22 protein-coding genes are annotated in these 24638 nt (G+C 35.8%); 18 read left to right on the top strand and 4 right to left on the bottom strand.

Features of this window, described 5'->3' with window-relative positions; genetic code table 11:
• Window positions 1-155: 155 nt before the first annotated feature.
• Window positions 156-1367 (top strand): MFS transporter, encoded by a 1212-nt coding sequence (locus CWS20_RS22250; RefSeq protein WP_066193872.1) that lies wholly within the window; start codon window positions 156-158, stop codon window positions 1365-1367.
• A gap of 17 nt (window positions 1368-1384) precedes the next feature.
• Window positions 1385-1774, top strand: coding sequence for an alpha/beta hydrolase (locus CWS20_RS22245; protein WP_066193874.1), 390 nt, complete (start codon window positions 1385-1387; stop codon window positions 1772-1774).
• 712 nt (window positions 1775-2486) lie between these two features.
• On the opposite strand, the gene CWS20_RS22235 is transcribed toward CWS20_RS22245, so the two are convergent.
• Entirely contained in the window at window positions 2487-2933 is a 447-nt protein-coding gene (locus tag CWS20_RS22235; RefSeq protein WP_066193880.1) for a helix-turn-helix domain-containing protein, read from the bottom strand.
• Window positions 2934-3342: 409 nt separating this feature from the next.
• Here CWS20_RS22235 and CWS20_RS28175 point away from each other — a divergent pair, with 409 nt between their 5' ends.
• The 13 genes from CWS20_RS28175 (at window position 3343) to cydC (ending at window position 17719) form a co-directional block, all read left to right on the top strand.
• On the top strand, window positions 3343-3486 hold the full coding sequence (locus CWS20_RS28175) for a GNAT family protein (RefSeq protein WP_157090507.1): 144 nt from the start codon (window positions 3343-3345) through the stop codon (window positions 3484-3486).
• A gap of 232 nt (window positions 3487-3718) precedes the next feature.
• A complete protein-coding gene (locus tag CWS20_RS29370) occupies window positions 3719-4084 on the top strand; it encodes a UPF0715 family protein (RefSeq protein ID WP_083957275.1) in 366 nt (121 codons plus the stop codon).
• 660 nt (window positions 4085-4744) lie between these two features.
• Window positions 4745-5473, top strand: coding sequence for an amino acid ABC transporter ATP-binding protein (locus CWS20_RS22225; RefSeq protein WP_066193884.1), 729 nt, complete (start codon window positions 4745-4747; stop codon window positions 5471-5473).
• Between the two features lie 21 nt (window positions 5474-5494).
• Entirely contained in the window at window positions 5495-6298 is an 804-nt protein-coding gene (locus tag CWS20_RS22220; RefSeq protein WP_066193885.1) for a transporter substrate-binding domain-containing protein, read from the top strand.
• 166 nt (window positions 6299-6464) lie between these two features.
• Window positions 6465-7100 (top strand): amino acid ABC transporter permease, encoded by a 636-nt coding sequence (locus tag CWS20_RS22215; RefSeq protein WP_066193888.1) that lies wholly within the window; start codon window positions 6465-6467, stop codon window positions 7098-7100.
• Window positions 7101-7116: 16 nt separating this feature from the next.
• Window positions 7117-7767, top strand: coding sequence for an amino acid ABC transporter permease (locus CWS20_RS22210; RefSeq protein WP_066193890.1), 651 nt, complete (start codon window positions 7117-7119; stop codon window positions 7765-7767).
• Between the two features lie 366 nt (window positions 7768-8133).
• The gene (lepB, locus tag CWS20_RS22200) at window positions 8134-8682 is read left to right on the top strand and encodes a signal peptidase I (RefSeq protein WP_066193896.1); all 549 of its coding nucleotides are present in this window, start codon (window positions 8134-8136) and stop codon (window positions 8680-8682) included.
• A 233-nt stretch (window positions 8683-8915) separates the two neighbouring features.
• Complete coding sequence (pdxR, locus tag CWS20_RS22195; protein ID WP_066193900.1) at window positions 8916-10346, top strand: MocR-like pyridoxine biosynthesis transcription factor PdxR; 1431 nt, start codon at window positions 8916-8918, stop codon at window positions 10344-10346.
• A 761-nt stretch (window positions 10347-11107) separates the two neighbouring features.
• On the top strand, window positions 11108-12403 hold the full coding sequence (locus CWS20_RS22190; RefSeq protein ID WP_066193903.1) for an aminotransferase class I/II-fold pyridoxal phosphate-dependent enzyme: 1296 nt from the start codon (window positions 11108-11110) through the stop codon (window positions 12401-12403).
• A gap of 4 nt (window positions 12404-12407) precedes the next feature.
• Window positions 12408-13151, top strand: coding sequence for a hydrogen peroxide-dependent heme synthase (gene hemQ, locus CWS20_RS22185; protein WP_066194333.1), 744 nt, complete (start codon window positions 12408-12410; stop codon window positions 13149-13151).
• A gap of 168 nt (window positions 13152-13319) precedes the next feature.
• Window positions 13320-13985 (top strand): deoxyribose-phosphate aldolase, encoded by a 666-nt coding sequence (gene deoC / locus CWS20_RS22180; protein WP_066193906.1) that lies wholly within the window; start codon window positions 13320-13322, stop codon window positions 13983-13985.
• 294 nt (window positions 13986-14279) lie between these two features.
• Window positions 14280-16001, top strand: coding sequence for a thiol reductant ABC exporter subunit CydD (gene cydD, locus CWS20_RS22175; RefSeq protein WP_066193909.1), 1722 nt, complete (start codon window positions 14280-14282; stop codon window positions 15999-16001).
• The gene (gene cydC / locus CWS20_RS22170) at window positions 16001-17719 is read left to right on the top strand and encodes a thiol reductant ABC exporter subunit CydC (RefSeq protein WP_066193911.1); all 1719 of its coding nucleotides are present in this window, start codon (window positions 16001-16003) and stop codon (window positions 17717-17719) included. Before cydD ends, cydC begins: the two co-directional genes overlap by 1 nt.
• 814 nt (window positions 17720-18533) lie before the next feature.
• Here the strand turns inward: cydC and cydS are convergent.
• From cydS to CWS20_RS22160, 3 genes are read right to left on the bottom strand one after another with little or no spacing between them, the layout of a single operon-like run.
• A complete protein-coding gene (cydS, locus tag CWS20_RS29455) occupies window positions 18534-18620 on the bottom strand; it encodes a cytochrome bd oxidase small subunit CydS family protein (protein WP_411814296.1) in 87 nt (28 codons plus the stop codon).
• 7 nt (window positions 18621-18627) lie between these two features.
• Entirely contained in the window at window positions 18628-19644 is a 1017-nt protein-coding gene (locus CWS20_RS22165) for a cytochrome d ubiquinol oxidase subunit II (RefSeq protein ID WP_066193913.1), read from the bottom strand.
• The gene (locus tag CWS20_RS22160) at window positions 19641-20981 is read right to left on the bottom strand and encodes a cytochrome ubiquinol oxidase subunit I (protein WP_066193915.1); all 1341 of its coding nucleotides are present in this window, start codon (window positions 20979-20981) and stop codon (window positions 19641-19643) included. The genes CWS20_RS22165 and CWS20_RS22160 overlap by 4 nt, the downstream gene beginning before the upstream one ends.
• A 649-nt stretch (window positions 20982-21630) precedes the next feature.
• Between CWS20_RS22160 and CWS20_RS22155 the strand changes: the two genes are divergently transcribed.
• From CWS20_RS22155 to ahpF, 3 genes are all read left to right on the top strand, one after another.
• Complete coding sequence (locus tag CWS20_RS22155; protein ID WP_083957276.1) at window positions 21631-21810, top strand: dihydrodipicolinate synthase family protein; 180 nt, start codon at window positions 21631-21633, stop codon at window positions 21808-21810.
• A 529-nt stretch (window positions 21811-22339) separates the two neighbouring features.
• Window positions 22340-22903 carry an alkyl hydroperoxide reductase subunit C gene (gene ahpC / locus CWS20_RS22150; RefSeq protein ID WP_066193918.1) on the top strand — a complete coding sequence of 188 codons (564 nt, stop codon included), beginning with the start codon at window positions 22340-22342 and terminating at the stop codon, window positions 22901-22903.
• Between the two features lie 12 nt (window positions 22904-22915).
• Complete coding sequence (ahpF, locus tag CWS20_RS22145; protein ID WP_066193920.1) at window positions 22916-24445, top strand: alkyl hydroperoxide reductase subunit F; 1530 nt, start codon at window positions 22916-22918, stop codon at window positions 24443-24445.
• The last annotated feature ends 193 nt before the right edge of the window (window positions 24446-24638 follow it).

Genomic DNA, 24638 nt, shown 5'->3' with positions numbered 1-24638 from the left:
TAATGCATTATACATTATAAATACTCGGTGTTAATATAAATTTAGAATTGCTTGCAAGGAATAAAAAACTACAAAGAATGAACATCTTTTAGAAGGAAGCGATTATTTATTATGTTGCAAGAGGAATCGAATTATATTATAGGATTGAGTTATTTATGAATTATATCCAACAAGGTACACATGCTTTCAACAAAACAAACTTTGCCTTTTTTTCAGCAGGCTTCAATACATTTTCAATCCTATATTGTGTTCAGCCCTTAATGCCAGTGTTCTCTAGGGACTTTGGCATTTCTCCAACGACTGCAAGTTTATCTCTCTCTGTGTCCACGATAGCGTTAGCAGTAAGCATGCTATTTTTAGGATCTTTGTCTGAATCCTTGGGAAGAAAAAAAATCATGGTCATCTCTATGTTCATTTCATCTGTCCTATGTATTTTGACTGCACTCAGTCCAAATTTCCACTTTTTACTATTGCTCCGAACAATGGTGGGGGTATCGCTTGCTGGTCTGCCGTCAATAGCCATGGCCTACCTGGGAGAAGAGGTAGACCCAAAAAGTCTAGGTAAGGCAATGGGATTATATATAAGTGGCAATGCGATGGGTGCAGTATTTGGCCGGATGTTCACCGGAATGATTACGGACCATTATGGCTGGCAGTATGCAGTGATTGGAATCGGAGTCACCAGCTTAATAGCTACATTTATTTTTTTGGTAAGCTTGTCACCATCAAAGAATTTTAAGCCGCGTAAATTAGAACTAAAAGGATTATCAGTATCTTTAATTAAAAATCTTAAAGACCCTGGACTCGTCTGTTTATTTTTCATAGGTTTTTTCTTGCTAGGCAGCAATGTTGCACTATTTAACTATATTGGATATTTATTAGTGAAAGAGCCTTTTTCATTAAGCCAATCGTTTATAAGCTGGATATTTTTGATTTACCTTATAGGCTCCTTCAGTTCTGCCTTTACTGGAAAGTTAATAGATCATCATGGAAGATCTAAAATGTTAATGATTAATTTACTAGTTTCAATTTTAGGCGTGTTATTAACTCTATACCCATCATTATTTATTATCATTATTGGCCTTGGTTTATTTATCTTTGGTTTCTTTGGCGCGCATTCCATTGCCAGCAGCTGGGTAGGACAGCGCGCATCGCGCAATAAAGCTCAAGCTTCTTCATTATATCTTTTCCTTTATTACGGGGGATCAAGTATTGGCGGGACATTAGGCGGGATTTTTTGGTCTTCATTAGGCTGGGGAGGGCTCATTACGATGGTTGTGACTTTTTTAATTCTAACGTTAATACTTGCCATATGTCTTATAAATATCACCAAATCCGCTTACACTAACAAGCAATTTTCGGCTTAATAAATCTGTGTGCTCCAATGAACGTGAAAAATACAGAAGCATTATTTTACCGTGTAAGAAATTATGCCGAGGGATATAAAAGATTTGAAGGAAAGACCAAGGAACAAATTACTTCTGAGCTTAATGAACTTGAGCAAAAACCAATGCGCTCTTTAAAGAGCCTGCAATATTACATTCTCAGCATGAGGGACAAACTTCATCAAATCGCTTCGCCAACGTTTGTTATCCAAGGTTGCCTCGATGACCCTTTATATAAGGAGAGTGCACAATTCATATATGAAAATGTGTCCGCTAAAACGAAATTATTCAGGTATTATGAACATTCTGGTCATATCATTGCTCTCGGAAAGGAAAGGGAGAAAGTATACGAGGAGATTGCGCATTTTTTGAATTCCCTCAAATGGTAATAAAGCAAGGGCGTTTAGTTAAAAAAGGTTGCTGTGGCAGCCTTTTTTTAGTTCACAAGGAATTTAGTAATAGCATTTAGAATTTAACTTTACTTGCACTATATTTATTGGATAGTGAATCAAACGGGAGGACGGGTATGAGGGAATGTTAGTGTTTTTGTTCGGATGAGTTGTATTAAGTACGGGGATCTACTCAGCAGTCAGTGTAAAACTGCCTTCACCAGCTATCGTTGCAGATGGCAAAGAGGTGTCAGCTGTTCAAGGAACATATTGCTGGGGTGGATTAATAAAAAGTGCATGTGCTGATCCTATCTCACCTCCAGATCTTATTAGTAGTCATTGCATGAAACCTGTAGTTTTATCACCTATTGCTAAAAACGAGCCTAAAAAATACATTGGCAGTAACGAGGGTGGCTTAGTATTCAAGAAGCTGGAGATGTGTAATTAACAGATAACACTTTCATTTTGCCAAAAGAGAAAGGCGAATATGCTTCTGTTATTGAAGTTCGATAAGATGTGAACTGCAAAGGAAAAAAGAAACCGCATTGAAAGTAACATGCGGTCTTCTTTTAGTGTAGCTAAAATCCTTATGAAAATGCAGCATCAATTCATGAAATGCTACCAGAAATCTTGGAATCACATAAAAAAGTGGTATCAATTTACGAAATGCAACCAGAATACCTTATACGTTCTGGATAAAGTGCCTCTTATGTTATTTATATTTCTTTCCAAAAATTTCACTGCCAATGGCACCTACAATGGAAGATGCAAAAGGTATTAGATTATATAAAATTGAGCTTTGCAAGAAGGAAGTGTCTAGTCCAAAGAACTTGTTAGCAATAAGTAAAAGAATCTTTGCTATGATCAGAAGCAATCCTACAATTAATAAAAGATCAAAAAAGAGTTTTGTTTTAGGGTGAGCTAATTGCTTTCCATCTTCAATTATTTTTTCTTTCAATGAATGATCGCCCTTTAATAATTCATCGATTGTTATGTTAAAAATCTCGCTTAATTTTATTAAAGTTTCGATGTTTGGATACCCTTCCCCGCGCTCCCATTTTGATACAGATTGTCTGCTAATATTAAGATGTTCTCCAAGTTCTTGTTGAGACATATTATTTTTTGTTCTTTCTTCCTTTATTTTTTTTGGGAAATGCATTATTTCAACTCCTCTAAGTTTAATATATTGCTGGTTATTGAAATAGTAAAGAACCGCATAATAGCAGCGTGTAAACTAATAGTTGCGGAAGGCTATAGTTGATATCTTCCTTTTTATTTTTGCCCTTAAGAATAAATATATCTTGGTGTTTTATTTGAATTTTAATTTTTAATAGCGAATTATAAAATGGTTCTTCTCATGATCTTACATAACCATTCCACGATTGATATTGAAAAGGATAATAGCAAGACGGAACTGTTAATTTTTATAATTATACAATTTTCGGCTAAGTATAGAATAGTACAACTACAGGGAAGGAAATATTCACAGGAGTAAAGAATATATTCAGGGTGGAAAAGGAACATTATCATTCCTTAATCAAAGCCAGGATCATTTATCAGGCAAAAGCATGAATTATTTACTGAGAGAGTTTGGAACGGAAGATGTTGATGCTATATATGAACTTACTTCACAGCCTGAAGTTTATAAATTATTGCCAGATTGGCGTTCTACAAGGGTGCAGTGCCTCCTATCGGCGGTCAAAATTACTTAAAGCTAGGAATAATATTAAAAGAAACCGGGGAATTTATTGGATTTTGCAATATAGGCATTAACGAAAAACTGAATGAACCAAACCGTGTAATTGGTTATGCTTTTTCAAAGCATTATAGAAATTGTGGATAGACAACCAAAGCAGTAAACTGAATGGAATCTAATTCTTTTATTATTTTGAAATAACAACTAAGGAGTTGAATGTTATCGAATTAAATTCAATACAGTATAACATGAATAAATCCATAATGAGTTCTTTCTTATCAGCACTTTGTTTAAGTTTAATTTTTTGGTTTCTGATTGCTGATTATAATTATTTTTCCATCATTGGATTTTTATTATTTTTTATAGTTTTTTTTGTATGCTATTTGTTTATAGCTACACCAATACAAATCATATTAAACAAAAATAATAAGAAATTTATTCTTATAAACTTAATTATTTATACAGCATTCTCCGGAATCATACATACGATAGTTTTTGTATTTTATGGAAATTCTAATCCTTTACAGAGTTCAATTTTTTATAGCATGATACTGTGCAGTTCAGTTGTCTTTTGGTTCATAGATTCACTTTTTTCAAAAACTATGGATAAATAAGTTATCAGGTTCAATTCTATAATATAAGGCTAAAAATTTACTTGATGAAGTCAATACGTTCGTGGTTATCGGAAGAAGGGAAAGCAAAATGACAATAGAATAAAACGGATTGAAATTAAAAAATGTATCAGACGCCTCTGTACAGAGAAAGCCCGAAATGAAGGTTAGAAGCCTATCCAAAATCTCCTTTCAAATTTCTATAAAAGGAGCTACTGAGATGGATTACAAAAATTGAGAAGAGTGATGATGAATTAAGAATTGTGGGAAACTGTATTGAATATAGTTTCACTTTGTTTATAAGCTGAACCCTTTGATTAAATCAAAGGGTTTTTCTTTGTTTCAACTGAGGGGAGGCGTCATGCGGTATCGGCTATTATCAAATTTAACGACCAGGCGCGTTTGTTGAAGGAAACGATTGGTTTACTCATCTGAAAAAGAAATGAGATTCTTCCGCCTTTTTCCATTTATAGTATTTTATACATCCTCAATTTGTCATAACAGCAAAATTCCATAAAGAGTGGGTTTTGATGAACATGGTATTTTGAATGAAAAAGGAATATGACTAATTTATCTATTTGTGAATATAATCTTTATATTCAGTATTTTGTGTTTGATATGATTGGTGCTTGTTAAACGAAATACGAGAAAAGGGGGAATAGAATGATAGTCTTTAATAAAGTAAATAAATATTTTGGCGACTTTCACGTCCTTAAAGATATTGATTTGACAATCACAAAGGGTGAGGTAGTTGTCGTGATTGGGCCTTCCGGTTCAGGAAAAAGTACATTGCTGCGATGCATCAATCACCTCGAAACGATTTCAGATGGTTCATTAACAGTCAACGATATCCCTGTTAATGATAAAAAGACAGATATTAATAAACTTCGCAGAAATATAGGAATGGTGTTTCAACATTTCCATTTATATCCACATAAAACAGTTTTAGAGAATATTATTTTGGCACCAATGAAAGTGTTAGGGAAATCAGAAGCAGAAGCAAAAGAAACAGCTAAAAAATATCTAGAGAAAGTTGGGATTCTCGAAAAGGCTGATTCCTATCCATCTCAACTTTCAGGAGGACAGCAGCAGCGTGTTGCGATTGCTCGTGGTTTAGCGATGAGTCCTGAGATTATGCTTTTTGATGAACCAACATCAGCACTTGATCCAGAAATGATCGGGGAAGTACTTGATGTAATGAAAACGCTCGCTCATGAAGGAATGACAATGGTCGTTGTAACACATGAAATGGGCTTTGCAAAAGAAGTAGCCGACCGCATTGTATTTATGGATGAAGGTAGAGTATTAGAGGAATCTAAACCGTCTGAATTTTACGAAAATCCAAGAGAAGAGCGTGCCAAATTATTCTTAAGTCGTATTCTAAACCATTAATCATATTAAGGGGGAAATGAAATGAAAGTATCTACATTTTTAAAGAGAGCGATTTTACCAGTAACAGCGGCCTTTATGTTAGCAGGTTGCGGCAGTTCAGACAGTGCAAGCGGAAGCAAAGAAAATGTACTAGAAAAAATTGAAGAGGAAAAAGTTATTACATGGGGTGTTAAAAATGACACTCGTTTATTTGGACTAATGAATACAGAAACAAATGAAGTGGAAGGCTTTGACATTGATTTAGCCCGTGCCTTAACGAAGGAAATGTTTGGCGAAGATACAGAAGTAAAACTTAAAGAAGTAACCTCGAAAACGCGGATTCAATTACTAAATGGCAGCGATATTGATGCGATTATCGCGACAATGACGATTACAGATGAAAGGAAAAAAGAAGTAGATTTCAGTGATGTGTATTTTGATGCAGGCCAATCACTACTTGTAAAAAAAGGCAGTGATATTACTGGTGTAGATTCATTGGGAGGAAAAACAGTATTAGCTGTAAAAGGGTCAACTTCAGCGATTAATATTCGCGAAAAAGCGCCAGAAGCAGAAGTATTAGAATTTGAAAACTATGCAGAAGCATTTACTGCACTTAAACAAGGCAATGGCGATGCTTTAACTACAGATGATTCCATTCTTTATGGGATGGCAGATGAAGATCCAAGCTTTGAATTAGTTGGCGGTCAATTTACAGAAGAACCATATGGAATTGCCATTAAAAAAGGCAATGAAGACTTTGTTGAAAAAGTGAATGAAGCACTTAAAGCTTTAAAAGATTCTGGAGAGTATGACGAAATCAAAGATAAATGGATTAAAGCCAATTAATTTTACTCGTTTATAGGTTAGCCAAGGTTGGAGGATCTATAAGCGTCGGTAAAGCATCCTGAAATGAATAAACGCGAGAGTAATATAGTTGTAAATTATTTTTACAGTAGCAGTACTTCAGGATGAGCATTTTGCTCATCCTGATTAGGTGAAGGAGGTTTTGTTTATGGATTTTGCAAGAGTTTGGGCTTATAGCGATATGATTATAGAAGGCTTGCAAGTTACGATGCTGGCAAGTGTCATTGCATTGCTTGCGAGTTTATTCTTCGGTACTCTTGTTGCTGTAATGAGGATTTCACCTTTTAAATCGTTGAATTGGCTTGGCTCAGCTTATGTAGAATTTTTTAGGAATATTCCATTGTTATTGATTATCCTCAGTGTGTTTTTTATTTTTACACCAAAAGGATGGATTGCTGGAACGATTGGCCTCACGATTTATACGACAGCCTTTATTGCAGAAGCAATTAGAGCTGGGATTCAATCCATTCCAAAAGGTCAGATGGAAGCGGCAAGGTCAACAGGCTTAACATATGGTCAAGCCATGATTTTAATCATTTTACCGCAAGCAATTAAGGTTGTTATTCCTCCATTAGGCAATCAGTTTTTAAATTTAGTGAAAAATTCCTCTTTATTAGCGATGGTTGCTGGAGGGGATTTGATGTATCAAGCAGATTTAATTAGTTCAATAACATTTAAGACAATGGATACGTACGTATTTATCGCAGGGTTCTATTTGATTCTAACGATCCCACTAAGTTTCTTAGTAAAATATTTAGAAAAGCGTTTTGCATTAAGTGGTTGAGGGAGGGACATAAAGTATGGACTTTGTAGGTGCTTATTCAGGAGCTAATTTATCATTTTTATTTGAAAGTTTACTTGAAACACTAAAGATGGCTGGGCTGGCAATCATTTTAAGTTTAATTTTTGGGATTATTCTAGGTGTACTTCGTTTTGCGAGAATCCCTGTCATTACACAGATTGTTGCCATTATTGTTGATATTCTTCGTAACCTTCCATTAGTTCTCATCATTATGGTTTCTTATTTTGGTTTACGGGATTTTGGTATACAGCTTGATGTGTTTTCAGCTGCAATACTGGCATTAACCATTTTTGAAGCAGCAATGATTTCTGAAATCGTGCGAAGCGGGCTAAACTCAATTTCAAAAGGACAAATGGAAGCTGCACGATCTTCAGGGCTATCCTATACACAAGCGCTACGGCATATTATTTTGCCGCAAGGATTAAGAAGAATGGTGCCGCCGACTGTAAGTCAATGCATTGCATTATTAAAAGATACTTCCTTAACAATTGCCATCGGTGCGACTGAATTAATGTATGCTGCACGTGTTGTTTATGCATCACAAACAAGCTATATGGTCCCAACGTTAATTCTTGTTGCACTCATATATTTTGTCATTAATTATTCTTTATCGATTCTATCAAGACGATTGGAAGCGAAACAAATTTAGGCTAGTTTACTTTCGTGTTTTGGTTTTGATTGAAGTACAATCATCCGTTCCTTCATTTGTTGGAAAAGGGTGATTGATTTTTTTTGGGGGAGAATTAATGAGCATATTATATTGTTCGTGGCTAATTCTGGATGAATTTTTGTGCTTCCTTTCATTTGCAGAGAGAAAAATTCCATTTATCATTTTCTCCTTGAGTCCTTTTTATCTTAGTGTTAATTTCAATCAACGGTTGAAATGTGTGGAAATATAGACCAAAATAAACGATATATGTTAGAGTTTAAGTAGTTCTATTTTAAAGAAGCAGTTTAGTAAAGTAAGTGATTATATGATTTTTGTTTACTTATCAAAAGTGAGGTGGGATATATTATGCAGGAGAGTATAAAAAATGAAGTATATTCTTGGATTAAAACTCTGGTTTTTGCTTTAATTATCGCTTTTCTTTGTCGCAGCTTTTTATTCTCGCCGAGCACAGTTTATGGAGAGTCAATGTCACCTACATTTCAGGATAAGGATAGGGTATTAATTAGTAAAATATCTGAAATCAATCGATTTGATATGGTTGTATTTCATGCACCAGACGCTAATGAACAATATATAAAAAGAGTAATAGGCGTTCCAGGAGACACAGTAGAAATGAAAGATGATGTGTTATATATAAATGGTAAAGAGGTAGAGGAACCTTATTTAGAAGCAAATAAAGAGAGTATCCTACTCGATAAATTTACAGGTGATTTCACCTTAAACGAAGTTACAGATCAATCAAAGGTACCTAAAGGAATGTTTTTTGTATTAGGAGATAACCGGTTAGCTAGTAAAGATAGCAGAATTTTTGGATTTGTGCCAGCTGAATCTGTTATCGGAGAAGTTAAATTTCAATTATATCCATTAAGTGAAATTGGCTTAACAAATTCCTAATGCATACGTAGCCGAGAATCCAGACTGTCAAATAGGCAGTCTTTTTTAATTCAGCCGCTAATATTCCATGATTTCTAAAAAGGGATACTTGGATTAATAAATATATTAAATCACTATGAAAATTCTCAAATAGCTAGTGCATATTAAAAAGCTTAAGTAGCGAAAAATGTAAATAAATAAAAGCAAATTTGGATACATTATTTAAAACAAGTTCTAAAAAAGGAATGTATAGAATGGTTTGGAATATTGATCGTAAATCTAAAAAACCTATTTACAAACAAATAGCTGATTATATTGAAAATGGTATTGCTGATGGTACCTTTCCGTCGGATAAAAAACTCCCCTCTGAAAGAGACTTAGCTAAAGAACTGGATGTTAATAGAAGTACTGTTGTAGCAGCTTATGACGAACTAGAATCAAATGGTCTAATACAACGAAATCGGGGAAGCGGTACTACTATAAGTAAAGATATATGGGGAATAACTAAAAAGAGAATCCCTAGTTGGAATAGATATATTGAGGCAGGTCCTTTTTTACCTAATTTACCTGTTTCACAAAGAATACGCAAAGAGATGGAAAAGCAAACAATAATAAATTTAGCGAGTGGTGAGCTATCCGAAGACCTGTTCCCTATTAAAGTACTAAGAGAGATTACCAATACACAGTCTTTTATTGGGAGACTAGGCTATGATCATCCTCAAGGAAGTGAAGCATTAAGAACTTCTATTACAAAGCATGTTAAGGAGTTTCGCAATATTAAAACGGACCCTTCGTCTATTCTAATTACATCTGGTGCTCAGCAAGCTTTACACCTGATTGTTCAGTGCTTATTAAGTCCTGGTGATTCAGTCGTAATAGAAGATCCATCATATCATTATAACCTCCCAATATTCAGGTCTACAGGGCTGAAAACATATTTTTTGCCGGTAGATAAGGATGGAATTAACCCTGATGATCTTGTGAGTTTACACAAGAAACATCGCATTAAAATTATCTTTTTAAATCCAGTTTTTCAAAATCCTACGGGTGTTTTAATGCATAAAAATCGTAGAAAAAAGCTTCTCGAAATATCATCTGAACTAGGAATCCCAGTTATTGAGGATGATCCATACAGTTTAACCTCCTTTTCGGGGGAAGAGATTTCAACTTTGAAATCTATGGATCTAAACGGGAACGTATTATATATTAGCTCTTTATCAAAAATTGTAGCGTCGGGATTACGTATAGGTTGGATTATAGGACCTAGAGCAGTAATTGAAAGGTTGGCGGATGCAAAACAACAAGTTGATTTTGGACATGCAAGTTTCACACAATGGATAGCAAATGATTTTCTAGAATCGGAGGCTTTTCATTCACATATGAAGGATTTGGTGAAAAAACTAGAAAGTCGTAGAAATCAAATTGTAAAAAGTCTTCAATATTATTTAAAGGATCAGGTTGATTTTTTCACACCACAAGGTGGAATCCACATATGGTGCAGGATAAATAAAGAATTTAATGAAATACATTTACTTGAAGAGGCAATTAAAAGAGGGGTTATATACGTGCCAGGTTCAACTATGGGTTCAGATCAAGGCCATGTCCGTTTCACATATGCGAGGGAGAAGGAAGAAGTGATTAACGAAGGGATAAAAAGATTTGCACAAGCACTACATTTGTTGTGATTATAATAGATACATTCGAGTCATGAATTTATTCATGATTTTTTTTTGTGAAAAGTGGATGGTTTAAAAAGTGTTGAAATGGATGATTATAAAATTTTTAAATCGATTATTATAAAAGTGTGCTTTCGAACTCCAGTTTATACTTGTAGCATATCAATGAACTAACACCATTCATGTGAACTGATTCACAAATAATGTTTCACTTGGAGTTATTTGTCTAGAAAACAGCACGGTTTCTTAATATGTTTTGGTCAAATAATTAATAAATTAACGAATGGGAGAGTGAGGAATGAATAGGATGGATCAAGATCAAGATCAAATAAAGCATCGTACTGTATTGGAAAAAATAAAGCCCTACATTCCTGGGAGCGGCAAAGGTAATAATGTATCAAACGTGTGAAAGGACCCAAATAGTCCCTTGGACAGGTAGCAGCAGCTGCCCTTCAGGATTGAGATCGTGTTAAGAAGTTGATACAAGTTAATAATGCAGATAAAGAACAAATCTACAATGCTTTAAACGAACTAGTTATTTCCTATACAGAAAGCATGTCTAATTTCATGCTCGTGGAAAATGGACAACAGGCAAGAAAGTGTTACGATACCTACTGTCTCAATGAGTGATTATTCGATATGGGGTAATTTGAGGACTTCCAAAGCATTTCTGAATATGTATAGGAACATAGGAAGAGAATAATATTTTAATAGAAAAAATCCAATCATTTATAAAAAAACATAGTCAAGTATTTAAAGGGGGATATAAAATGAACGAACTAGCAAGGTTAAATAGCACCATACTCAAAAATAACCCTCATGTTTATTACTTATTGTCCGATTTTGGAAAAAGATTATATTATCCTAAAGGTATTTTGAGCCAAAGTGATGAAGCTGGGAAAGCTTCAAGACGTTTTAATGCAACTATTGGAATTGCAACTGAAAGGGATTCACCTATGTATTATAAGCATATCCAAGAGACTTTAAATGCATATAATCCTTTGGATGTTTATCCTTATGCACCTCCACTTGGTAAGTATGAGTTGCGAGAAGAGTGGCAGAGGAAAATGTTAGAGGAAAATCCATCTTTGCAAGGTAAAACGATAGGTATGCCTATTGTAACTAATGGTCTTACTAATGGGTTAAGTATTGTCGCAGATCTGTTTATAGATCGTAACGATACCATCATTCTACCTAATCATTATTGGGAGAATTACCACTCTATTTTCCATGTTCGTAGAGGTGCCAATCTCCAAAGGTTTGAGTTTTTCGACCAGAAGGGCAAGTTTAATGTTCCTGAATTCAGAAAAAGTTTAATGCAACAAAAGAGTGCAGGAAAGGCAGTTGTTTTACTCAACTTCCCTAATAACCCATCTGGATATACCCCTTGTGAAGAGGAGGTACATGGAATAATTTCAACTTTATTGGAAGCGGCTGAATCAAATATAAATATAAATGTGATTTTGGATGATGCCTATTTTGGTCTGTTTTATGGAGATTCTATTAAAGAATCTTTATTTGGAAGATTGGCGGGAATTCACCCTCAAATACTCCCCATTAAAGTGGATGGCGCCACAAAAGAAAACTATGGATGGGGGCTGAGGGTAGGGTTTCTAACCTTTGCATCAGAAAATGCAGAACTTTTAGAGGCATTGGAGCAAAAAGCAGCAGCTCTTATTAGAAGCACAATCTCTAGCTGTTCTAATTTGTCTCAAACAATCATTTTACGTTCATTAAAATCTGAGGAGTATATTAATGAAAAACAAAATAAATTTGAATTAATTAAAGAGAGGGCATTGAAGGTAAAAGCAATTCTTTCTCAAGAAAAGTACAATAATGCCTGGACCTATTATCCTTTTAATTCTGGTTACTTTATGTGTTTAAAGCTTAAAGATGTGGACGCAGAAGCACTTAGGATACATTTGTTAACTCAGTATGGGGTAGGAACAATTGCAATGAATTCAACTGATTTAAGAGTGGCCTTTTCCAGTATTGAGAAAGAAGATTTAGATGGTTTATTTGAATATATTTACCGGGGTGTACAAGACTTAAAAATAGGAGAGTGACATGATGACCTATGCAGCAGAAACCCTTGAAGGATGGTACTGTTTAAATGTTTTTTACAAGATTGATTGGAAAGGATGGAAAACCTTATCTCCCAATGAGCGCGAGGAATCTCTGGAAGAGATATTTGCTTTGTGGAGAAAATGGGCAGACATTGAAGCTAAGTCGGAAGGAAGTCATGCTCTTTTTCAAATTATCGGGCATAAAGCTGATTTAATGTTCATGTTTCTTCGTCCAAACATGCATGAGCTAATTCAAATTGAAATGGCTTTTAATAAAACGAAATTCGCAGAATACACCATTCCATCAACATCTTACATTTCTATAGTGGAGCTTAGTAACTATCTGCCAAAGGGAGAAGATCCGTATAGCCGGCCAGAGATAAGGAGCCGGCTGTATCCAAATGTTCCTGATGCTGATTATCTATGTTTTTATCCTATGAATAAACTTCGAGAAGGTGAAGATAACTGGTATATGTTGCCGCCTGATGAACGTAATCAAATGATGAGAAGTCATAGTTTGATAGGACGGAAATATGCTGGGAAAGTTAAACAAATCATCTTGGGATCGGTTGGGTTCGACGATTTTGAATGGGGAGTGGCACTATTTGCAAACAATCCTGTTCATTTTAAAAAACTAATTTATGAAATGCGCTTTGATGAAGTGAGTGCCCGATTTGGCGAGTTTGGTTCCTTTTTTATAGGCAAAAATCTATCTAAGGAAGGCTTTAATCATCTATTACAACTTTGATTTTTAACATCTAAAGATGCTGCATTTCAACAACTTGGGAAGAATATAGCAGGCAAATTACTTGGTATGCAAGTTGCAGATTACAAGATGATAAAGCCTCACTTTTTTATGAGGAGCCAATAGGAATACCTCATTAATTTATCCAAAAAATTTAAAGGAGATAAACCAATGGAATTGACTAAATTGATTGATCATACCTTACTTTCACAAATTACTAAGGAAAAAGAAATGATAAAATTATGTGATGAGGCAAAGCAGTATGGATTTGCCTCAGTGTGTGTAAATCCTACATGGGTACGGCTCTCAGCAAAGCAATTACAAAGTTCGGGGGTTAATGTTTGTACAGTCATCGGTTTTCCATTAGGTGCGAATACACCTGAAACAAAAGCATTTGAAACAAAAAATGCGATTGAAAATGGTGCAGTAGAGGTGGACACTGTTATTAATATAGGTGCTTTAAGAGATAGAAATGACCTTCTAGTAGAGCAGGACATTCGCAGTGTTGTGGAAGCAGCCAAAGGAAAGGCTTTAGTAAAGGTAATAATTGAGACCAGTCTTTTAACGGAAGGTGAAAAGATTCGAGCATGTGAGTTATCAGTCAAAGCCGGTGCAGATTTTGTCAAGACTTCAACAGGTTTTTCTTTATACGGAGCAACGGTTGAAGATGTAGCCTTAATGAGAAAGACGGTTGGCGAATCTGTTGGAGTTAAAGCATCCGGAGGTGTCCGGAATGTTGCTGATATAAAAGCTATGATCGAAGCAGGGGCATCAAGAATTGGTACTAGTTCTGCAGTTAAAATCTTTAAGAATAATGGCAACGCAACAACTTATTAACGCTGACTTATTGCTAGAAAGCTTATTGGGATTAGTCAAGGCTGCTGTAATACAAGCTATCGATAAGGATGCATCGCTAAAGAAAGCTATAAGCCTCATTTACTGAATGTATACAGGGATAAGCAGTAAAGCATTGAGTGGAAAAACTATTTTATATTTAAAACAAAAGCTGGTTTCTTCATCGTGAGGAATCGGCTTTCTAACTATTTTGCAGCAGTTTATATGAAGCTGTAAATTGCAAATTAATTATAGGAAATGACAATAAATAGTGAATTTAAAAGAAGGCGATTCATAATGTTAAAGAAAATAATTTTATTATATAGAAAAAATCTCCTCCACATGTCTGTATTAGCATTTGGGGTGTCTATTGCTATTCTTGCTCAAGCCTATTTAATTGTGGCAATTATTGATGGGATTTTTTTGCAAGGTGTACAATTTGCTGATGTTATTTATTTAATAGGCATATTGGTATTTGCCTTATGGATTCGAATCATTTTTCGTTCCTTTATTAATAAAATAGGATTATCTATCGCGACGGATGTCAAAATAAAGCTACGTACTCAGTTATTGGATCATTTGACAAATCGCCCTGTCATTTCCAATGAAAAGATACAATCTGGTGAAAGAACGAGTTATTTTTTAGATACCGTAGACGAAATCGATCGTTATTTTAGCCAATACATTCCTCAAATGATACAATCTTTGATTATTCCAGTTGTCATTTTAACGGTTATTTTTATGGAGCATTGGTCAACTGGGCTGATCATTTTAATCACCGCACCCTTTATTCCGATTTTTATGATCATCATTGGAGTGAGAACAGGGGATAAATCAAAAGAACAATTAACTAAAATGGCTGCTTTTTCAGGTGCTTTTTTAGATACATTACAAGGTTTGCAAACGTTAAAGCTGTTTGGAAGAGCGGAAAAACAAAGAGAGCGAATTAAAAATAGTAGTTTAAGCTTTAGAGATGCGACCATGGAAGTACTAAAAGTTGCCTTCACTAATTCATTAGCGTTGGAGTTTATCTCGATGCTCAGTATTGGATTGATTGCTTTAGAAGTAGCGATTAGAATGATTATCATTCAAGATACAACGTTTACTACGGGTTTTTTAATGCTCATATTAGCTCCTGAGTTTTTTAATAAATTAAAAGAACTCGGCTCAGCCTTTCATTCTGGAAAAGCAAGTATGGGTGCAGCAAAAAAACTAGAAGAACTATTAGACGAAAAACGAGAACGAGTGAAATGGGGATCCAAAATAATTGAAAAAGATTCACCACCGAAGCTGGAGTTACATGAGGCTACCTTTGGTTATGAGGGTGGAGCTTTTCAGTCAAAGCCTATGTCTATTACAATTCTTCCTTTTGAGAAAGTGGCTATTATTGGTCCTACAGGAGCTGGAAAATCTACTTTGTTGAATGTTCTTTCTGGCTTATTTCCAATGAAAAATGGATTATATGTTATTGATGAAATACCGAGAGAACAGGTGTCAGAGAAATCATGGTTTGACAAAATAAGTTATATTACGCAAGATGCCTATTTATTTTCAGGGACGATTGCAGAAAATATTGCTTTAGGCTCTGGTCAAAAGCATGAGCACGCACAAATAAAAATGGCTGTTAAGGAAGCTGGAATAGATGAATGGATTCAATCATTACCAAATGGTCTCGATACAAAAATTGGTGAAGGAGGACGTGGTCTTTCTGGTGGAGAAAAACAACGAGTCTTAATGGCTCGAGCTTTTTTAAAAAAGCCAGCCATTGTCATATTTGATGAACCGACTACCGGACTGGATTTACAAACAGAGAGAATCTTACAAACATCGATGGAAAAGCTATCAGAACAATCAACCATTATTACCGTTGCTCACAGACTCTACACGATTCGTTCTGCCGATAAAATTGTTTTAGTAGAGCAAGGGGCAATCCGAGCTATCGGAACTCATGAAGAGTTGTGGCAGCAAGATGTGATGTATCGGCAAATGGTTGAAGTGCAACAAGGGGGGACGGCTTGATGCGACCATTAGGTACGGTTATATTGTTAATGCTTCAGGAAAAACGAGATATCCTTTTATCGATTGTCTTCGGATTTTTGGCTGGAATGACAGCCGTTGGGCTTTTTTCGGCTAGTGGCTATTTGATATCACAAGCCGCTTTTGTACCACCTATTTATACACTAATGATTATTGTTTCGATTGTTAAGTTACTCGGGATTACTTCTGCTCTTAGTCGGTATGGAGAACGTTACTTTTCGCATCGTGCTACCTTTACGATGTTAAGTAATATTCGAGAGTATGTTTATCAAAAAATCGAACCACTCGCCTCCACGATATTGCAGCATTACCGCAGTGGTGATTTGTTAGCTCGAATTGTCGGGGATGTCGAATCCCTGCAAAACTTTCTCTTACGTGTTCTTTATCCACCGATAGTTACAGCTACAGTTTTTATCGCCACGATTATTTTTACGACGTTTTTTTCTATCGGTACAGCGATGATTATTTTAGTAGGAATGTTACTTTTGACGATTATTATTCCTAGCTTATTTTTACAGAGTCAAAGTCTTATCGATCAAAAAATTCGTCAAACTCGAGGGGATTTATCCTCTGAGTTTACAGAGTTTCTCTATGGCTATAAAGATTTAAAAGTGCATCAGCAAGCTTTAAATCGGCGTAGTGAAATCATAAAGACGGTACAAACCTATGAAACGGAACAGAAAAAGGCTCATAAAATACAATTATTTAATGAATCGGTTCTTGGTTTTTTGTCTTTATTGGCCTCTGTTGTGGTTTTAGCTTATGCTGGTTACCAGGTGACTCAAGAGAATATAGAAGGAATATTATTAGCGATGCTCTTTATGATTGCATTAACTGTATTTGAACAAACGGCGCCTATGGCGCTCGTACCTCATTTTTTGCAACAGAGTAGCCAATCGGCTAAACGGTTAGTCAATGTGTGGAAGCATGAGCAGGTGCAAGAAGGAAAAACATTCATTAACTGGAATATTAATCGGGCACCATCTATTCAAGTGACAGATGTGTCTTTTAAACATATGGAAGAAGCGCGCCCAGCCCTTGAGGGAGTTACTTTTGACTTGCCATCTGGTTCAAAAACAGCGATTGTTGGGGCCAGTGGTTCAGGCAAAACAACGATTTTACAAGTTTTATTAAAACTGCAGCCGATAAATAAAGGAAACGTGACTTTTAATGGAATCGATTTTCAACAAATCAAAGAAGAAGACATATGGAAGAATGCTAATGTTTCATTACAATCCAATGACTTTTTCTTTGGAACGATTAGAGATAATTTAGAAATAGCAGATATAAATGCGAGTGATAAAGAATTAATACAAGCCTTACAAAACGTACAGCTGTCACATTTAACGTTAGAGGACGTGGTTCAAGAAAAAGGAGCAAACTTGTCTGGTGGAGAAAAACAACGATTGGCGCTTGCACGTTTATTGTTAAAGGAAGCCCATATTTGGCTATTGGATGAACCAACCTCGTCCATGGATGCAATTACTGAAGAGAGAATGTTTACTCGTATTTTTGAAAAAGCAGCAGCAGCGACCATTGTATTGATTAGTCATCGACTGACCGGCTTAGAAAAAATGGATCAAATCATCGTCATGGACCATGGAAAAATGATTGAACGTGGAAGTTATGAAGAATTAATGAAGAGAAATGGCTATTTTAAACAAATGAAAGATTTAGAAAAGGAAATCTTTACATCGTAACAAGGACACTATATTAGGTTGTATCCAGAAAATTTAGTTGGATTTGGAGAGGTAAGGCGAGTGGGAAGCCTAGGAGAATCGCTAATCTTTCCATTTTTATTTTGAAATGAGTTTTTCTACAGCTGACTATATTAGGTGTAGTTTTAATAGAACAAAAAAAGGACGGTCTAAAAAACATCAACCTCAAACAGGCTAATGAGACCCGATAGCGATGAACGGCACCTCAATGATTGGGGTGCTTTTTTGATGAAGGCAAGGAAATAGAAGTTATTAGCATATCAACTCTATTTTTTCTCTTATCATGAGGTTGCCGCATTTGTTGTGGGGATAGACAGGTGAAGGGGGTAGGAACTCATGTGAATTGAGATATTAATATATCGTACAGAAGCTGCTGGGGCATCTTATTTTACTACTGCAATTCATTGTACTTACCTTCTCCTTATACTGTACAACGTTGGGAGAACAATTTTAATAAATAGGTGGAGAAGCCTTTGTTTGCCAAAAAAAGGCTAAACCACAATACCTGAAATAAAAATACAGATGAAAAACTAGTAGAGCTACAGGCAGGTTACAGATCGAAAATACTTATTTATAATACGATAGCAGCGAACGAATGAAGCAAAAATTAAAAGGACTAGTCTAGGATAATATTAATCTCAGTCTACAGTGTTAACTTTTTGGGTCACTCCATGGAGAAAAGGGGTTAAAGTCCATACCTTCTCTTTGACCATTAGATAGGAAAAAGAAGCTGTACCAGCCAGTGTCATCTTTATGACCCGTTTGGTACAGCTTCTTCGTTATTTCTTGATAGGAGTTATTTCAAAGCGATATAAAACGATACACCTATCGCTGCGCATAGGACTAAAAACGGAGCAACAATTATTAAAAAGTCGTTTAACATCGTTTAATCACTCCCTTTTTCCTTTTATATATTTTTTATCAAATAAGAATAGGCGTAAGAGCAAGTACAAGGAAGGGATGAGTAGCATCATTCCAAGCACAAAGGCAATAATTAAGGATATAGCCATTGCATCATTTGTAAAGCCATCATAAATCGTAACATACGGATACAGGATATAAGGATAATGAGCAATACCATATCCAAAGAATGCAAATGCAAATTGCCCAATTAATAACCATAAAGCCATCGCATAATTTCTCTTTTTCCATAACAACCAAACGGTTCCGAGCCAAAAAAGAAAGGAAATGGCAAACATCCACCATAAGTCGAGAATACGTGTGAAGTGATCTGCGTTATGTCCTCGTAGCTCCATTATAATACCAGAAGCAGCAACAATTAATGGGATTGTCCATATGAGAGCATATTTTCTCATAAGAGAAGTGGCTTTTTTATCTCCTGTTTCATTCGCATACCAAGTTAAGAACACGGCGGAAATATACAGGACGGAAATGATACTCAACACAACAATGGACCAAGTTAATGGACTCGTAAATAGCGCTGAATAATTTAGTGTGGGATTGCCCGTTTCCATTGAAACAAATCCACCTTCTGAGATTGTTAAAACAATCGAAAGGGAAGCGGGGATCAGAATTCCTGAAGCCCCATACATAAACGCGTAACGTCTGTGCCCTTTTTTTCCATAGGCCTCAAAAGCATAATACGATCCCCGGATTGCTAGCAAAATGATAGCGATGCTAGCAGGGATTAATAAGATTGTTCCGAAGTAGTAAGCTGATTCTGGAAAAAAGCCGACAATTCCTACAAAGAAAAAGACAAAGAAAACATTCGTTACTTCCCAGACCGGTGATAAGTACCGCTGTATGATTTTAGAAACAACATGCTGTTTGCCGGTTAAAATACTATAGGCGTTAAAGAAACCTGCACCGTAATCAATTGAACCAACAATGACGTATCCAAATAAAAACAACCAAAGAACGGAAATGCCAATAATCTCTAAGCTCATGATGACTTACCTCCTGAGTAACGCTCTAGGTCTTTTTCAATCGGGTTATGACGGAACATCTTTGTTAAAACGACAATCGTACCAATTCCTAAAACTAGATAGAGAAGAGCGAATAGAATAAACATTAATCCTACATAATCACTTGTAGTAGCTGCTTGATCAACGGTCATGATCCCTCTTAATATCCATGGTTGACGACCAACTTCTGCCATCCACCATCCAGCTTGTATCGCAAGAAAGGAGAGAGGGCCACCTGACACAATTAACCAACGAAACCATTTTTGTTGAATAAAGGTCCATTTTCTCCAAGTTGCTACCCAATAAATAAAGGAGAGACCTAACATGAAGACACCAATCGTGACCATTGTGTCAAAGAAATAATGAATCACAAGTGGTGGCTCAACTTCTTCTGTGAATTGGTCCAATCCAATGACCTCGGACGAAGGATCCCCATGTGCTAAAATGCTTAAGGCATATGGGATTTCTAAAGCATATTTCACTTCGTTACTTTCATCAAGAACGCCCCAGAAATTAAGTGGTGCTTCGGTTGTCGTTTCAAAATGCCATTCAGCAGCCGCTAATTTTTCTGGTTGATACTCTGCTAAATATTTTCCAGATAAGTCCCCAATCAAAGCGGTAGCCAAGGTAAAAACAAATCCAATTTTCATTAATAAGGTTAGTGATTTTTTATGATACGTCTTATTGGCTCCCTGTAAAAGACGGAAAGCAGCAATCGCCGCAAGGACAAAGGCCACGGTCATATATGCTGTCGCTAACACATGAGTAACCTTTGTAGGCATAGCAACGGTAAACATTGCCGCAATAGGATTCACATTGACAAATTCGCCATTAATAAGCTCAAAACCACTTGGAGAATTCATAAATGAGTTAACCATCGTAATAAAGGTGGCGGACATCGCACCACCAATTGCCACTGGGATAAGAAGTAATAAATGTTTTTTCTGATTATCAAAACGATCCCAAGTATATAAGTAAATTCCTAGAAAAATCGCTTCAAAAAAGAATGCAAAAACTTCCATAAGAAGTGGAAGGGCAATGATGTTTCCTGCCAACTTCATAAAGTTCGGCCATAATAAGGATAATTGCAGACCGATGGCTGTACCTGTGACTACTCCGACAGCAACCGTTACGACAAATCCCTTCGCAATTCTACGAGCCATTAGCATATAATGCACGTCATTTTTTTTAATTCCAACCCACTGGAATATCATGATCATTAGAGGAATCCCGACACCGACCGTCGCATAAAAAATATGAAAAGATAATGTAAGTGATGTAAGCATTCGACTCATGAATACTGGATCCTCAAATAACATCTAAAAAACCCTCCCTATTTATAGCAATAAAATATCTGTGAATACGACTTATACTAAATTTGGTAAAAAAACATAATAATATAACCGCTTACGGATCCACCTCCAAAAACATTAACTGCAAATATCCAAAGAACATACTGTTCAATAGTAAAGTTTCGGTTTGAGGATGTTTCCAAAATAAGAGCAGTTGATCATTTTATAAAGAATATCGCTGCTATTATACTAGCTGACATATTTCTATAATTTAAATCTCTAAAAAGAAGAGAATCTTTCCCGCATTTCTCGTTTTTTAGAACATTATTCATGCAAACACCCATTGTGAATTTCCGGGATATTTCTCGAAATTTAAGCTATTAAAAACCTTTAAAATTACTATTGAGCTATCTTTATATTAGAAGATATAGTAGGTGAGGGAACCGTCCAATCTATCGAATTTTTAACCATCCAGTTATAAAAGTTTAGTACGTTCCAGTGGATGTGAAAAAAATAAAACAAGTGGATCGCTAGACTATATAAAAGATGCAGTATCTTTTAATATACATAGCTAATTTTAAAATTTTGTTTGGAAGTAGTTAGATATTTAGTTCTTGTAAACGGAGGAACTACTGGAGATTCTTCAACTTTATCGAAAGAAGAAAAGTGATCATTTATTAAATTTGTTGTTATACGGGTAAAAAGTCGTTGTAAAGTGATAGCAAGTACAGGCTATATTCAAACAGAATCATCAATTGCAATGACAAGAGAAGTCAAAAAAGCGGGTGTCGACGGTGTTGCTTATTATAAAAAAACTTATCAGGAAGAGGTATATCAACATTTTGAGACTATGTAAAATTCACCAAGCATCCAATGATTCTTTATAATTTTCCTCGGAGAAAGCTCCTTTCACTCATCATGAAAAGTCCGTAAATCCTTCTGTTGCTTTAGTATTTCTTTTGCGCTCCTAGTTTCCTTGCTGTTGTTCCTTTTCAAACCATATTATTGTCTTTCAAGGCTTAGATTGTTGCTACTATTTAAAATATTTTTCAATTACCTCACAAATTCTCAATTACTCAATTTACATTCGGTTGGATCATTTCTGTCTTAGGCCGAAAGTTATTTATACACTTTCCTCTAACTATTCAATATTTACGCCATCTAACATCATTATTTTCAAAAGAAAGCCGACCCTTTTTATAATTATATAAACAATTTAATATCTATTATTTAATTAAAATAATTATAATATTTCATTTGACAAATATAATAACAGTTATATAATAATAAGTGTAAATTAGTAATAATTATAGATAAATAAAGACGGTTTCCACCGGATACACATCTATGATTAAAAACATCATCATTCAGGAGGAATTTTCATCATGTCTCTAATTGGAAAAGAAGTACAACCATTCAAAGCACAGGCTTACAGAAATGGCGATTTTTTAGAAGTATCAGAAGCAGATTTTAAAGGTCACTGGAGTGTAGTTTGTTTTTATCCAGCAGACTTTACCTTCGTTTGCCCAACTGAACTTGAAGATCTTCAAGATCAATATCCCGCTCTTCAAGAACTAGGTGTTGAAGTATTTTCTGTTTCAAGAGATTCCCACTTCACACATAAAGCATGGCATGATACATCAGAAGCAATTGGTAAAATCACTTATACAATGATTGGTGACCCTTCTCATATCATTTCCCGCAACTTCGACGTGTTAATTGAAGAATTAGGTCAAGCAGATCGCGGTACTTTTATCATTGATCCAGATGGAATTATCCAAGCTGTTGAAATTAATGCAGATGGTATTGGCCGTGACGCTAGCACTCTAATTAACAAAATTAAGGCAGCACAATATGTTCGCAACAATCCAGGGGAAGTTTGCCCTGCAAAATGGAAAGAAGGTTCTGCTACACTTAAGCCAAACCTTGATCTTGTTGGGAAGATTTAAGGAGTGCTATCCATGATACTAGATGCAGATATTAAAGCACAACTTCATCAGTATCTTCAACTGATGGAGAATGATGTCCTACTTAAAGTTAGTACAGGAACTGATGACTTATCTAAAGATATGCTAGCTCTAGTTGATGAGCTAGCAACCATGTCATCTAAAATCAAAGTAGAAACAACTTCATTACAAAGAACACCAAGCTTTAGTGTGAATCGTGTCGGTGAAGAAACTGGCATCACTTTTGCCGGTATCCCTCTTGGACATGAATTTACTTCATTAGTGTTAGCCTTGCTCCAAGCGAGCGGCAGAGCTCCAAAAGTTGATCAAAAGGTTATCGGTCAAGTAAAAGGCATCCAAGGCGAGTATCACTTTGAAACATTCGTCAGCCTAACTTGCCATAACTGTCCTGATGTTGTACAGGCGTTGAACATAATGAGTGTTCTCAACCCTGGCATTACCCATACGATGATTGATGGTGCGGCTTTCAAAGAAGAAGTCGAAAGCAAGAATATCATGGCTGTACCGACTGTTTTCCTTAATGGAGAAATATTTGGCAGCGGCCGCATGACTATGGAAGAAATTCTCGCGAAAATGGGGAATACGACAGATGCTTCAGAGCTTTCTGGTAAAGAACCATTTGATGTACTTGTTGTTGGCGGTGGGCCCGCTGGTGCAAGTGCAGCCATCTATTCGGCACGTAAAGGAATTCGTACTGGTATTGTAGCTGAACGCTTTGGTGGTCAAATTATGGATACTTTGGGCATCGAGAACTTTATTGGTACGAAATATACAGAAGGTCCTAAGCTTGCAGCAAGCCTTGAAGAGCATGTGAAAGAATACGATGTGGATGTAATGAATCTACAGCGGGCCAAGAGCTTAGAAAAGAAAGACTTTATTGAAATTGAACTGGAGAACGGTGCTGTTCTAAAGAGCAAAACTGTCATTCTATCAACTGGTGCTCGATGGCGTAATGTTGGCGTTCCTGGAGAAAACGAGTTTAAGAATAAAGGTGTAGCCTACTGTCCTCATTGTGATGGTCCATTGTTTGAAGGAAAAGATATAGCAGTTATCGGGGGCGGTAATTCCGGTGTTGAAGCTGCCATTGACCTAGCAGGCATTGTGAAGCATGTAACAGTTCTTGAGTTTGGATCACAGCTAAGAGCTGATTCAGTTCTGCAGGACCGCCTCTATAGTCTGCCAAATGTAACGGTTATCAAAAATGCTCAGACAAAAGAAATTACCGGTACTGACAAAGTTAACGGGATTACCTATCTAGATCGTGAAACAGAAGAAGAACATCATGTTGAATTACAAGGTGTGTTTATTCAAATCGGTCTTGTTCCAAATACGAGTTGGCTAGGTGAAACAATTAAACGGACTAGAATGGGAGAAATCGTTGTCGATAGTCACGGCGCAACTAATATCCCAGGAGTGTTTGCTGCAGGTGACTGCACGAATAGTCCGTATAAACAAATCATCATTTCTATGGGATCAGGTGCAAATGCAGCATTAGGTGCATTCGACTATCTAATCCGAAATTAATACTTTCGAAAGTCACGTCGCTATCTAACGGTATAGCACTGTGACTTTCTTTTATTTATCACATTTGCATCCTACAAAGAACGAATACAGGAGCACGCATTCATTTCTTTAAATAATAATCATAAAACTCTTCTTTGATTCTCTGTAATGAGCTATCGCAATAATAAATAATCCTCTGAAAAAATACCTTTAT

It is taken from the genome of Cytobacillus horneckiae (genome assembly GCF_002835735.1).
GTDB classification, from domain to species: domain Bacteria; phylum Bacillota; class Bacilli; order Bacillales; family Cytobacillaceae; genus Cytobacillus; species Cytobacillus horneckiae.
The sequence above is the reverse complement of the archived record's forward strand: the minus strand, read 5'-3'. Positions and strand labels throughout refer to the sequence as shown.